The sequence below is a fragment of the Bradyrhizobium sp. 45 genome, assembly GCF_023073155.1.
GTDB classification, from domain to species: Bacteria; Pseudomonadota; Alphaproteobacteria; order Rhizobiales; family Xanthobacteraceae; genus Bradyrhizobium; species Bradyrhizobium canariense_D.
In genome coordinates this window covers 1-12,297 of record NZ_JADPIX010000116.1, presented here as the reverse complement: position 1 = coordinate 12,297, position 12,297 = coordinate 1, and the positions used below count along the sequence as shown (strand labels likewise).

15 protein-coding genes and 2 pseudogenes are annotated in these 12,297 nt (G+C 58.1%); 7 read left to right on the top strand and 10 right to left on the bottom strand.

The genetic code is table 11. From position 1 onward, the window contains the following. Positions 1–160: 160 nt before the first annotated feature. The 3 genes from IVB42_RS20015 to IVB42_RS20005 form a co-directional block, all read right to left on the bottom strand. The gene (locus tag IVB42_RS20015) at positions 161–379 is read right to left on the bottom strand and encodes a hypothetical protein (RefSeq protein WP_247471172.1); all 219 of its coding nucleotides are present in this window, start codon (positions 377–379) and stop codon (positions 161–163) included. A 63-nt stretch (positions 380–442) separates the two neighbouring features. Further along, on the bottom strand, positions 443–817 hold the full coding sequence (locus tag IVB42_RS20010; RefSeq protein ID WP_247471170.1) for a hypothetical protein: 375 nt from the start codon (positions 815–817) through the stop codon (positions 443–445). A gap of 113 nt (positions 818–930) precedes the next feature. Then, the gene (locus tag IVB42_RS20005; protein WP_247471167.1) at positions 931–1,539 is read right to left on the bottom strand and encodes a hypothetical protein; all 609 of its coding nucleotides are present in this window, start codon (positions 1,537–1,539) and stop codon (positions 931–933) included. A gap of 39 nt (positions 1,540–1,578) precedes the next feature. Here IVB42_RS20005 and IVB42_RS20000 point away from each other — a divergent pair, with 39 nt between their 5' ends. Then, complete coding sequence (locus IVB42_RS20000; RefSeq protein WP_247471164.1) at positions 1,579–2,010, top strand: hypothetical protein; 432 nt, start codon at positions 1,579–1,581, stop codon at positions 2,008–2,010. A 97-nt stretch (positions 2,011–2,107) separates the two neighbouring features. On the opposite strand, the gene IVB42_RS19995 is transcribed toward IVB42_RS20000, so the two are convergent. The 4 genes from IVB42_RS19995 to IVB42_RS19980 form a co-directional block, all read right to left on the bottom strand. Then, positions 2,108–3,229, bottom strand: coding sequence for a hypothetical protein (locus IVB42_RS19995; RefSeq protein WP_247471162.1), 1,122 nt, complete (start codon positions 3,227–3,229; stop codon positions 2,108–2,110). A 1-nt stretch (position 3,230) separates the two neighbouring features. Continuing rightward, on the bottom strand, positions 3,231–3,857 hold the full coding sequence (locus tag IVB42_RS19990) for a hypothetical protein (protein WP_247471159.1): 627 nt from the start codon (positions 3,855–3,857) through the stop codon (positions 3,231–3,233). Positions 3,858–4,096: 239 nt separating this feature from the next. Further along, positions 4,097–4,888 (bottom strand): nucleotidyltransferase, encoded by a 792-nt coding sequence (locus IVB42_RS19985; protein WP_247471156.1) that lies wholly within the window; start codon positions 4,886–4,888, stop codon positions 4,097–4,099. A gap of 13 nt (positions 4,889–4,901) precedes the next feature. Then, positions 4,902–5,804 (bottom strand): patatin-like phospholipase family protein, encoded by a 903-nt coding sequence (locus tag IVB42_RS19980; protein WP_247471174.1) that lies wholly within the window; start codon positions 5,802–5,804, stop codon positions 4,902–4,904. 304 nt (positions 5,805–6,108) lie between these two features. Between IVB42_RS19980 and IVB42_RS19975 the strand changes: the two are divergent. The 3 genes and pseudogenes from IVB42_RS19975 (at position 6,109) to IVB42_RS19965 (ending at position 7,800) form a co-directional block, all read left to right on the top strand. After that, positions 6,109–7,021: pseudogene (locus tag IVB42_RS19975) on the top strand (Ku protein). 12 nt (positions 7,022–7,033) lie between these two features. Beyond that, positions 7,034–7,450, top strand: a complete 417-nt coding sequence (locus IVB42_RS19970) for a hypothetical protein (protein ID WP_247471152.1) — start codon at positions 7,034–7,036, stop codon at positions 7,448–7,450. A gap of 200 nt (positions 7,451–7,650) precedes the next feature. Continuing rightward, positions 7,651–7,800: a hypothetical protein gene (locus IVB42_RS19965; RefSeq protein ID WP_247471149.1), complete on the top strand. Its 150-nt coding sequence runs from the start codon at positions 7,651–7,653 to the stop codon at positions 7,798–7,800. 48 nt (positions 7,801–7,848) lie between these two features. Here IVB42_RS19965 and IVB42_RS19960 read toward each other — a convergent pair whose 3' ends face one another. Both IVB42_RS19960 and ligD read right to left on the bottom strand, forming a co-directional pair. Next, entirely contained in the window at positions 7,849–8,016 is a 168-nt protein-coding gene (locus IVB42_RS19960; protein WP_247471145.1) for a hypothetical protein, read from the bottom strand. Beyond that, positions 8,016–8,918, bottom strand: coding sequence for a non-homologous end-joining DNA ligase (gene ligD, locus IVB42_RS19955; protein ID WP_247471142.1), 903 nt, complete (start codon positions 8,916–8,918; stop codon positions 8,016–8,018). Before ligD ends, IVB42_RS19960 begins: the two co-directional genes overlap by 1 nt. Positions 8,919–9,026: 108 nt before the next feature. Between ligD and IVB42_RS19950 the strand changes: the two genes are divergently transcribed. Beyond that, on the top strand, positions 9,027–9,212 hold the full coding sequence (locus IVB42_RS19950; protein ID WP_247338168.1) for a DUF3606 domain-containing protein: 186 nt from the start codon (positions 9,027–9,029) through the stop codon (positions 9,210–9,212). A 34-nt stretch (positions 9,213–9,246) separates the two neighbouring features. Here IVB42_RS19950 and IVB42_RS19945 read toward each other — a convergent pair whose 3' ends face one another. Further along, complete coding sequence (locus IVB42_RS19945) at positions 9,247–9,513, bottom strand: hypothetical protein (RefSeq protein WP_247300132.1); 267 nt, start codon at positions 9,511–9,513, stop codon at positions 9,247–9,249. A gap of 506 nt (positions 9,514–10,019) precedes the next feature. Here IVB42_RS19945 and IVB42_RS19940 point away from each other — a divergent pair. Both IVB42_RS19940 and IVB42_RS19935 read left to right on the top strand, forming a co-directional pair. Beyond that, complete coding sequence (locus tag IVB42_RS19940; RefSeq protein WP_247300134.1) at positions 10,020–10,541, top strand: thermonuclease family protein; 522 nt, start codon at positions 10,020–10,022, stop codon at positions 10,539–10,541. 815 nt (positions 10,542–11,356) lie between these two features. Beyond that, a pseudogene (locus IVB42_RS19935) lies at positions 11,357–12,229 on the top strand (zincin-like metallopeptidase domain-containing protein). Positions 12,230–12,297 lie beyond the last annotated feature (68 nt).

The window sequence follows — 12,297 nt, the reverse complement described above, 5'->3', positions numbered from 1 at the left end:
GCCTTCAAATCATCCGGCCACTGCTTACGGCCTGCGCCGGCGTACACTTCGATACGCTGTGTCAATGGTCGTCTTATGTCGTCCGAATGGTCGTCCATTATGAGCACCCTTGCAGAAGATGACTCTTCTAACGGTGCTCCCAAGATCGCGCACAGACAATCTAAAGGGCCGCGGCGCTACGCTTACTGTCGAACTGCCCGAGGCGCAGATGCATGGTCATTGCCGCGTTCGGCAACAATCCGCTGGCGGCCGCGAAGATCTGGTCGTCGGACAGCAGTGTCGCGCCGCCGCTGGCTGCGTCGGCAGTGGTCTGACGACCCTCGCGGTCGGCGAGCACCATCAGCGGATGGCTGCCGAGCCAGACGAAGCGGGCTTCCACCGCTCCCCGCGAAGGCATCGACCGGAAGGCGCCGGCGATCTCTGGTTCTTCATGTCCGGCATATCACACGGCCATGTCCCTGGTCGGCCCCCGAACGGCAAAATACTCTCCGGGATTGAGCGACAGCCAGCCGCTGAACATCCATGTCAGCACGAACATACCACCGACCAGCCCGGCGATATGGTGCCACGCCATCCAGCCGCGATAGGGCGTGAAGGCGCCTCCGACATAACGCCGGCGCCAGCGCAACCGCAGGACGCCGATCCAGAAGCCGGTCACCGCCACCATGAGGCAAATCCCGGATATCCACAGCACCACCTGCCGCCAGAGCGCACCATCGCGGCGAAGAGCCGTGGGATAGATCCAGTGCGGGATCGAGCCGAGCCAGTGCCAGAGCCCTTCTGGTGCGGAACTGGTGGAGCCGACGCGGCAGGACAACGTAATCGTTCTAATCGCGCAGAACGGATAACTCCAAACCACTCGTGGAGTGGCTGAATTCCGCGACGGCACCTTTATTGCGATTTGAACGACCGTGAATTGCGGTGAGAGAATTACCGCCAGATCATCCACCACGGATGAAGGCGCGCCGCAATCAGTTCAATTATTCCACGTCGATCTGTCTCCGTAAAATAGTCGCCGAAGAGCTTGAGCGGGGCACCGGCCTCAACCCGCATGATCGCGACTCCCCGGTAGCGCTCACGCGCCCCAACAACGCCTTCCTTGCGCTCATTCAGGTAAATGTAAAAAAGCCGAAATCGTTCAAAGTCCGCGTTCCGATCGGCCTGGACCGAAAGCGTCCAGGAAACAGATTCTTTGCTGTCGAGAACGAGTTTTAAGCCAAATGGCGTGTGCTTCACCTCCATCGTGACTTTCCGCAATCCCTCGCTGCCATCTTCGTTGGAGAACCTAATCACCCCGGTCCAAAGTCCGCCAAGATAGGGAAAAATAAACTTCTGCAACGACGGTACCCATCGCCAAACAGCAACGAGCGCAACACTCAGAGCGACGGCAAGGCTTGAAGAAACGCGAAGGAGTAGCGCGAGGTTGTGCGCGGCGTTGCTGGGATTGAGCCATCCAGCATAGAATGCCGCGGCGATTGCCAGTGCAACGAGCGCAATGACACCCTGAAAAAGCAGCCGGACCGGCAGAAGGTGCAACACAGGTGACACACATCGGGTGGAAGTGTTAAGGCAATAATCATGGAACGAATTGACTACACTGTAAAGTTGCTTGCGGCCGATGTCTCCGAGCAATCGACCAGAATCCTCTGCTTATATACCGGCGGCCTTCCAGGCGACTGCGCGCCGATGCCCCGCGACCCGGCCCCCGCAGTCGGCGCGCCGTTTGATGAGCGCTTTGCTGGAGTATTGGCTGACGCAACTCAGCTCAATCCCGCGGTGCACGATGGAGCAATCATGATCGGCAGAAGAGGCTTGCATTCGGCTTATATGATCTCCGGCTGGTCTTTCCGGCTGTTTGCTAAGTCTCAAACATTTTCAATCGAGACTAACCGCGGATCTGCCTTCAACAGTTGCATCGCTATGTCCATGATCGACGGCGTTGATGTCTTGTACTTGATTTCCAAAGTCGGTGCCGAAAAGTGCGTTCGTGGGAAGAGTGTCCTTTTGTAGCTTCAGGCGCACGTGACTCCGAATCGATCGGTTGTCCAATTCGCTGACTGCTCACATCCCTCGGCTCACCGGCGAGGCCCTTTCTACCGACAAGCACCTAGCCAATCGTAAGAGAAGAAATCGCGTCGCGGCCCGACTGAAGGGCTGTGCCCCCTTCCAGGAGAATGCTTGGCTTCTGCTCTTTTGCTACCTCGCGCAGAAGATCGTCTATCTCGATGGATAACTTCCTTAACCCCTCGTACTTCTCCTGCGTGTCGAAAATCTTCCGCGATCCGTCTGGCACTCGCAGCGTCTTCGCATGTGCTTCGTTGTGGTAGAGAAAGTCAAGATGTCGCTGAGTCTCCGCCAAAATCCTCAGTTCGTAAAGATAGCCGATCTTTAACGCCATCATATCCGCGTGGTACATCGTTGCCGCAATATCAAAGCTCGGCAAGGAGATGGGCGTTCCTTCTTCAATGGCATCGGCCTTGACGTTCTTACACAGCCGGATTGTCTTTCGAAGTCCGCCTAACGCTTCATCGCACCGGTCAGAGATGCACTTTATATGCAAGAACGGGTAATTGCTGATCGTTTCAGAGGTCTTCTTATTCAGAATATAGACGGCGCGATCGTGCAGCTGCCGGGACTGCTGATACGTTGCCGTATCATACCAGTGTGAAGGGACGACATCGACGGGCCGAGCGAGCGATCCCCCCGAGATGTTAACCGCCTTTCCGCCGGAACTATCTACTTTTGCAGCAGGAAAACTTGCGGGTAGGACCGTTTCGACATTTTTGCGCAGGTCGGATAGGACGCTGAGCGATGTTTTTGGTGTTGGAGAGTAGGAACCGCCTCGGCCGGCTATACCCGTAGAATCGTAAATCAAAAAACTTGTGTCGAGCGTGAGCAGGTCTACGTCGCTCACGCCGCGGATATGTACATTGAGCGGCACGGATCCCTGCAGCTCAAATTCCACCAACCTAATTGAGCTGGCCAACTGCTTTCCGACGCGCTCGGCAGTTTCGCGACTGATCCGCGTATATTCAGGTCCGACCTCCTGCATGGCGCCGAGTGCATACTGCGTGTTTGGCTGATAAGAAGCTCGCTTCTGCCAGCTTTCAGCTTGCAAACTCTTTGTTATGATCTCGCGTTGTGCGTCTTGCGAGAGACGACCGAGCCGGTCCATGCCTTGTCGTCGGGTCTTGAGTTGACCTAATCGCGCATTGATATTTCGGGGCATTTCATCTCCTCGTTAAATGCATGACGCCGAACGTGTTGCGACCATGCCCGTTGAAGTATTCTCCTTCGGCCGATTTCAAATCTTTGGAGAAGTTAAGGTCGCAAAAGCCGAGATGGCTCTTAAGCTCAACCTCTCCGATCCGCGGGTGGTTGCGATAATTGTAAAGAAGCCGATGGCCGTCGGAGTCGTCGCAGACCAACGCCGCCGCAATGCTATCGGAGCCTGACTGTTCAGTTTTCAATCGAACTCGGATCTTGTCCCAGCGCTGAAAGATCGTGACCGTGGCTTTCCATTCATATTGAACCTTTCCGTCGGGCTGGAATGTCTTGCCCATGCATTCCCATTCCCCGGACAAGTTCGGAACCTTTACCGCTGAGTTCAGTACGGGCCATTGCCAAGCGTACCGATTGAAGATCCAATAAAGCGCGCCAAACACGGCGCCGGCTCCGACCAAAGACAAAACAGACGGTGTTAGATTCGCGGGAAGGCCGAGCCGCTGAACCAGGTTAACGGCGGCAAGAAGCACAAACACGATTCCCGCCGAAACCGATGCGGCAACGAGACTTAGATAGCGTCCAACCTGTGCTCGGTCGAGGCCGCCTAAAAGTGCATAGTCGTGCTCAAGCATTTCAGCATCCCGAAGCTTACGGATACGTGAGATGTGCGCGTCACTGCTTCAAGCTGCAGAAAAACATTTATAGCGCCTAACTGTGGGGGAATCTGAATTGACTTGACCGAATCGCGCACCCGATCTGATTCGGTCTCCAGCTAACCCTTCTCCCAATGCTTCTTGGCGGCTGTCAGATACGTGTTGAAATTGGCCACGGGCCATGAGGTGTGCTGATTGTCCCTGACCAGCCAGTGCATCTAGTTCGCGCAGACAAGCTTGGTGCTGTCAGTTTGCACAATCCAGTTGTAGCACTTGGTGAACGTATCCTGATAGGAGCTGCCAAATTTATCGGCCGGCACATTATAAAGCATTCCTTCCAGGTAACACGACGGGGCCACGCCTTCAGCGAGTTCGCCTCTTTCGATCATCCTGTTCCGCATGTTCTTGAACATGCGGACGGATGGCTTGAACCATTGGTTCGTCGCCTTGTGCTTTTCGGTGCAGTTGGTCGAGTGCTGTTTGGGAAAATTCTCTATGCGCGTGTTATCAGAAAGGAAAAAACAAATACCTACATCGTATTTCTGATCGTTGGGGCCAGCGAACTTGTGATAACGCCTGAACTGCGCACAAACGAGCACATCAGTATCTCGTCGATTCCCGCTGCTGGGAATGAAAAGTGCTTTCTTACCGAGCTTGACGCTTTCCCCGTAATTCTTCTTGAGCCATCCCAAGACCTCGGTCTTGAATTGTCCGACGCTGTATTGCCCGTCGCCGAAGTTCTTTTCGTACTCGGTGCGCTCGCTCTCCGTCATACGGCTTAGATCGTAGTAGAAGATTGAGTCCAGCCTCATCACCACATCCACATCGCTGTCAGCGTAGACACTCGTATCATTTCCGTATGAGCCTTGGAGGAAAGTCTCATATGTTTTCGCGGAATAGGGCGCGTTGCTGTCCTCTAGTACGCCTCTGACAGACGCGTACGTGTCGCGCGACTGCTTTACGGAGCCCTGTGCCGACCAAGTGGTCAGTTGTGATTCTGCGATTCCCATAATGATATTCCAGCTACAAAAGAATTTTCTTGAGGTCTAATTCGCGAGAGGCGAACGATTCGCGCCCCCGTTGATGAAGTATATTGAGCTTTGCCATATCGCTTTCAAACAAGTCAGTTGCCATCTCCGGCTTTTCAAACGTGTCGCTAATCCGGATGGTCGGAATACTTTTGAATAGGATGGCTCTGAGCTGGTCCATTGACTGCGTGTTTATTTCCAGCGTCTTCTGCAACAGTTGGACGCTCTGCAGATATTGCGCGAACCACATTTTGCTAAAGAATGCGGGTTTGGGTTCGGGATACATGCCGACCCCGACACTCACGACCCTCAATTGTTCGGGGGGCAGCTTTATTGCCATTTTGGCATCAGCAATTGCATAGAGTGTCGGGTTGTTCGCGCAGTATCCCCCATCGATTAGCTCGACATGATCGCCAGCGGCAGTGACAACCGTCTTTCGCTCAAAGAATGGATAGGCGGAGCAAGAAGCCTCCACCGCATCGGCTATCGTGCAGCCGAAGCCAGGAGCGAACGTTCCTGTCCGCCCATGCGCTTGCGCGACACTGCCCTTGAAAATCATAGGGCGTTCGATCACCCACTTAGTAGTGACGATGCCCACGCCGGTCTTTACAGCATCGAATTTCTTCTCACCGAATACCGTTACGGCAAGTTCGGACAGGGCCTTTGTTTTGTCCGGAGCTGACTTCCTCTCCATGACGATGGGAACATGCACCTTGTACAGTTCGTGGATCTCATCGACCGAGTACCCCAGCGCAATGAGTGCGGCGATGATCGCTCCGGTGCTGGTACCGAACACAAGGTCAAACTTCTCGTGCAGCCGACAGCCGACCAATCCTTCAATTTCTTTCAGGACGCCGAGGCTGTAGAAACCTTTCGCTCCCCCACCATCAAGGCTCAGTATTCGGTAGGCTTTGGAACCTCGCTCATGAAAAACCCGCTACAAGTAATTTTCAGTATTTATGGTTGCATGAAGCCCATTTGCATCCGAGTCGCAACCGACCCAAGGGCATTAAACAAGTAATTTTGTTCTCAGTTCAGAGTCGGCGATTCCGGAGCGGAGGGACCCCGCCTATGGGCCGCTTCAGCGGCCATTTTTTTTGGGTCAGCATGCGCCAAGCTCACGGGTCGTTCGGTCAAGACCGCGATGTCGGAACCAAGCCGGGCCATTCGTCTTCCGGCATCAGTATTGGAGTTCCGCCACCATGGCCCCCCGCGCTAGCTGGAAAGGCTTCCTGCGCCTTTCGCTCGTCACCTGTCCGGTTGCGCTCTATCCGGCCACATCGGAATCCGAAAAAGTCTCCTTCAATCAGCTCAACCGGAAGACCGGCCATCGCATCAAGTACGCCAAGGTCGATGCCGACAGCGGCGAAGAGGTCGCCAACGAGGACATCGTCAAGGGCTATAAGGTCGATACACCTTGATCGAGGTGACCAAGGAGGAGCTCGAAAACGTCGCGCTGGAATCGACGCGAACCATCGAGGTCGACGAGTTCGTCGATCGCAGTGAGATCGATCCCCGATACCTCATCCGCCCCTACTACCTGCGTCCCGACGGCAAGGTAGGTCACGACGCCTTCGCCGTCATTCGCGAAACCATCCGCGAGATGAACAAGGTCGCCATCGGTCGGGTGGTACTGACCAATCGCGAGCACATCATCGCGCTGGAGCCGCTGGATAAAGGTTTGATGGGTACGCTGCTGCCCGTCCCGCGGATGAGTATTTCGACGATATCCAGGACGTCAAAGTTACCAAGGACATGCTCGACCTCGCCAAGCACATCGTCAATCAGAAGGCGGGCCATTTCGAGCCGGAGAAGTTCGAAGACCAGTACGAAACCGCCCTCATCGATCTCATCAACCAGAAGCGCGCCGGCAAGCCGATTACCGCGAAAGCGCGTCCCCGCGGCGAGAACGTGGTGGACCTGATGGACGCGCTGCGCAAGAGCATTGGAGCAGACGCGGCGGCAGCGACAGACTCGCAGAAGAAGCCAGCCAGGAAGGCGCGCAAGGCCTTGGCCGGGCAGAAGGAAATGCTGATGCCGATTGCCGGCAAGAAACCGGCCAAGGAGGCCGCGGCGAAGAAGCCGGCGGCCAAACCGCAGCGGAAGTCGGCGTAGGGTATCCTTGACGTGGGTTCACGGAAAGCTCGCTCCGACAAGCCGGATGCGTTGGGATATCTCCCGGGCCGGCCGCTCTGTTCGCCCCTTTGGAAATTCTCTGCTCGCGATGTAAACGGCAGAGCTGATCGCGAGGCAGCGGCCAGTGGGCGGGGAAGCGTCTCATGGCCAGAAAAACTGAAGTCCTACCAGACTTCGCTGGGCTTCTTCGATCTGGCGATGGCCGCTCCCTCCATGAAAGCGGCTCTGGAAACGTGGGGCGCCGACAGCAATCTGTTTCATCAGGGCGCGGCGAAAGAGAGCCACGATCCAGACATCATCGCCGCGACCATGGCAAAGCCCGGCGTCGTTCTCAGGCGCCCGGTTGGAACCGACCGACCTTTCAGCGAACATGCCGAGCGCCCACCGATCTTGGCGGCGGAGGATTAAGGAAAGCCGCCCGCAAGTCGAAAGGCCCAAAGGCGAAGAAGCCTTCCCCTCGCCCCGTCGACAAGGCTGCGGAGCGGAGGGCCGCTCTCGCCTACGAACGGGAGCAGAAGCGCCGGGAGCTTGAACGGTCGAAGGAAGAGGCCGCCAGGCAGAAGGAGCGTGAACGCCGTCAGCAGGCGGTCGACAAGGCACAGGCTGCGTTGGACAAGGCCGAGCAGGAGCAGGCAAAGAGAGCCGCGGCGATTCAGGCCGAGGTCGAGGCTCTTGAGAAGAGATCGCAAACCGAACAAGCCCGCTGGGATAAGGAGAAGGGGCGATTGGAAGCCGCCTTGCGGCGCGCGCGGGATTAGCTTCTGTGGCGGCATCCACGAGCAAAGGCCAGCTGCCCCTCCAGACGTTTATCGATCGGGATCTGGTACGCGTGCTGCGGCTTGGTTCACCGCGGCGCGGTCCCATCGCTTCTCACGAGCGAGCTCCATGACGGCCCGATGTAGCTCGGCCGGAATCGTCAGCGAGCTTTCCGCAGGCTTCTTCGCCCATTGCCAGAAGCGATCGAATGCATCCATCACAGATCCTCCCGCAGGCCCCGGAAGAACGGGTGCCGGACCTTTCCCTCGGCCGACTTCGCGCGATACTCAATCTCGGCGAGCAGCTTTGGTTCGACCCAGATACCCTTATGTGCGATCTGCTTCGTGTACGGCTGCGTCTTCCGGATCAGTGGCTTCAGTCTCTTCTGGAGATCAGCGGCTGAAGTCTTGTCAAAGCCATGGTCGACCTTGCCCGCATAGATCAGATCGTCGCCCTTGCGGCGGCCGACATAGATGCCGTCCCACCTCGTTCCATCGAGTGCGAAACCGGCAATGGTCAGCGTCTCCCGCCGGGCGCATGTTTTTTTCACCCAATCGCTGGTAGGACCGTCTCGCACCTTCGACACGACACCTTCCAGGCCGAGCTTGCAGGCGTGTGCGAACATCTCGCGTCCCTCGATCTCGAAGCTTTCGCTGAACTGGACGTCCGTGCCATCGACGATCTTCCTCAGCTCGGCTTTCCTCTGGATCAGCGGCAGCTTCCGAAGATCGCGGCCATTCAGATAGAGCAGATCGAACGCCACCAGCACGATCTTGGCCGACCTACCCTTCTCGGTCTGCAGCACCGAGAAATCGGTCGTGCCGTCGGCGGCGGGGACGACGATCTCGCCGTCGATGAGGGCCGAGCTCGCCCTGATGCGCCAGGCGTCGTGGGCGACCTTCTTGAAGCGGTGAGTCCAGTCGTGGCGGCGCCGGGTAAAGATCTTGGCCACCTCGCTGGCCAGGTGGACCTGGACCCGGTAGCCGTCAAACTTGATTTCGTGAATCCATCGCCTGCCGGACGGCACCCTCTCGATCGAGGTTGCCAAGGCCGGTTCGATGAAGCCGGGCAACGGCGCCTTGACGCCGATGCCGGCCGCTTTTTTACGCTGAAACGCCACTGAAGCACTCCACGCAACAGCTGATTCAAACTGACATAGTTCGAATCGTTCCGGACCCCGTGAATCCTTTACTGCGTTGCTTCATCATCAATCCATCAGGAGGAGCCGATGGCGACAGCGAAGAAGAAAACAGCACGCGGGCGCAAGCAGGACCGAGCCCGTGTGGCCCGCGGGCAAAAGTATGAGGTGGGGTACGAGTCCAAGAAGACCGGGCGGTCGGCATCAGCGGTCAAAAAGGCTGTCAAAAAGGTCGGCAACAGCCGCAAGCGCGTCGAGAAGCGTCTCGGGCGTTAGTCACCTTTGCTGGCGTCGATCGTTCAGCGCGTGCCTAGACCTCGGTCGGGCATTCGGGGCAGGTATCGCCGATCGAGTCCAGGACCTCGGTCACAGCCCCGGCGGCCGCCTCGGGCGAAAGGCCCGGTGGCGGATCCTGGCGGGCGATTTGGAACGCCTGCTCACGGGCGTGCGGATCTGCGCGGTCCTGCATCCAGCCATGGTACGCACACTCGCGGATCGCGCCTGCCTCCTGCAGCACGGCTATCGCCCACCCCCGTACCGTGCGGATCGCCGTCCGCCTCTCCTTGGTCATCAGCATCAAGATCGCTCCTCCGCGAGGGACGGATCCTCGCAGCCCTCGGTTCGTTCCGGGCTGCTAACACAGAGCAGGGATGCCAAATCGTTGGGGCAGGTGCTTTTCCACGTGTTCCGCCGCCCTGTGCAAAACCAGCCACGCCGCAATCTTGTCCTTCCTTGTCCGCATCGCGCATGACGACGTTCAGCCCCTCGTCTGGTAAAGGGCGCTGCAGCGCCTTGCGTCCTCCGAAAGGGGCGCGCTGGGACGAAATTTACGCGCTTCGCCGGCTGAACAGCGGGCATCCAACGCGACCGGCGAAGTTATAAAGAATGACGGCGTCTGAAAGGTTTACGAATTCACTTGGCTGATGGACGCAATTCTGCTCTGGGCTCGCTCCGAGGGACACTGGCGGCGCCGCACGGAGTTTCACTATCCTGAGCCGCCCGAGAACCTGCCGGCGCTGAAGCCACTCGCGAACTGGCCGAAATCCGATCCACGAGATTTGCGGTAGCTAGAAGGTCATTGGAATGCGTCGAACCTCTGTCGCATTGATTATCGCCGTTTTGTCGAGCGTAGCATTGGCCGACGATTTTGTCGGCCAGGCCAGTGTTATCGACGGCGACACATTGGAAATACATGGAGTGCGCATCCGGCTCTGGGGCATCGATGCACCGGAGAGCAGCCAGCTGTGCCGTGGCGACGACAGTCTGCAATATCGGTGTGGTGCTCAGGCCGCGAACGACCTTGATGCCTTCATTGGCCGCAGTGCCGTCAATTGTGTTCCAGTCAGCCTCGACCCGTATGGCCGCACGGTCGCGACCTGCTCGGTCGCAGGCAAGGATCTCGGTGGTTGGCTTGTACGCAACGGTCTTGCGCTGGATTGGCCCCAATACTCGAAGGGCAGGTATCACGAAGCTCAGCGCGAGGCTGAGCGCGCGGGCCGAGGACTTTGGAAGGGCAGCTACGTCGAGCCGTGGCTCTATCGTGCATGCATCCGCGCAAGTGGAAGGCCGTCTGCCTGTTCGGACGATGCAAATGCCCATCCTTGATGCGATCCCTGCGGGGCACCAATCCAGAACGGGCGTTAGCCAATCACGACACTTGGGCAGGTGGCTCTGGCGCCGTTTGGGCTGCTCACTCTACCCATCATTTCCAATCCCCTCACTGCACAACGGGAATGAAATGGTTGCAGCCACCGGTGAATTGCCGGCCTCTGGTTGCGCGCTTGAAGTGGACGGCCGGCTCAAAGCCGAATTTGCAGCCAGAGGCGGCGCCAGGGCAGGTGGAAGAACTAAAGAAGCGTTTTCCCATGCTTCAGATCAGGATCTATGACGCGCACACCAATGCGCGCGAGGAAATCTAGGTCCTCCGACTTAAGCCCTGGTGGAGTTCTTCCGCTTGTGCGCGTGCGGCTTCCGCCGCATCGGGCTCTCGTTGAACCGAGCCGCTTTGCGTCTCGGCCGTCCGGCTTCGATCCCTCGCGCAAGAGCTGCGGAGCTCCTCGCCGGGGGCACTCGGGAAAGGGGCCCGCCTGCGGCGATCGCTATCACTGCCCCGTTCCCGGGTGCCACTATTGAACCGGTCTCGTCGCTGCACTCGGACCCGCGTGCCCCTTCGGGTCGCTATGCTCACGCTCTCCGGGTGCCATTTCCCGTCGAGGCGATGCGCTCTTGGCGCACGCCCGGTCGGGCCTGGGGCCCCAGGCATCTCAGTATCTAGTCCTGAAAACTTGGGACGGAAGGCGGACCGGGTCGCAAATGTCGCATTCTGAATGAGAGGCTGAGAGTAAGAGTGTCGCGCGGTTTTGCCGTGACGGGTTACAGGCTGCGAGAGAGGCTCGCGGCGCCCGTCGCGGAGATCCGCGATGTCCAGACATCATCCTCGGGCGCGCACCGGTGAGGACCGGACGAGCCTTTATGACGACATCACCAACAAGATCATCGCCGAACTGGAGGCCGGCCGTGTGCCGTGGGTGCAGCCTTGGGGCACCGCGGCGGCGAGGGCGCCTTTGGCCATGCCGAAGAGTGCTGCGACCGGCCGCCAATACAGCGGCGTTAACATACTAATTCTCTGGGGGGCTGCCACCGAACGCGCATTCACAGGTCAGAGCTGGCTCACATTCCGCCAGGCGCTATCGCTCGGTGGTCACGTTCGCAAGGGCGAGCGCGGCACGACCGTCGTCTATGCCGACCGCTTTGTGCCGGTCGACGAACAGCGCCGCGCGAGCGAGAACGGTGAGGAAGCGCAGACCATTCCGTTCCTCAAGCGCTTCACACTTTTCAAAATCGATCAATGCGAGGGCTTGCCTCCGGAGATCGCAACAACAGCGCCGCCTCCGCCGCCAGACCTGATCGAGCCGCAGGTCGAAAAGCTCATCAAGGCGACTCGCATCGACTTCCGCACCGGCGGCAACCGCGCCTTTTATGCGCCGACAGAAGATTATGTGCAGGTGCCGCCACCGCAAGCTTATTTCGAGCCGATCAACTGGCATCGAACGGCCTTGCATGAGCTGGCGCATGCCAGCGGCCATCCGTCACGTCTCAACCGCGACATGTCGGGCAGCTTTGGTACCAAGAAGTATGCCTTCGAGGAGTTGGTCGCGGAAATTGCCTCCGCGTTCGGTTGCGCGTCGCTCGGTATCGTGCCAACGGTGCGGCACGCCGATTATATCGGTTCGTGGTTGGAGTAATGGCGAGCTTGCCATTATTCAAGTAATCAGCAGCAGATCATAATGTGAAGGAAGATTCTTAGCGCGGCCGGCTTGTGGAGATCGGCTAAAACGGCTTGCGATCTGCTGCGCATTAT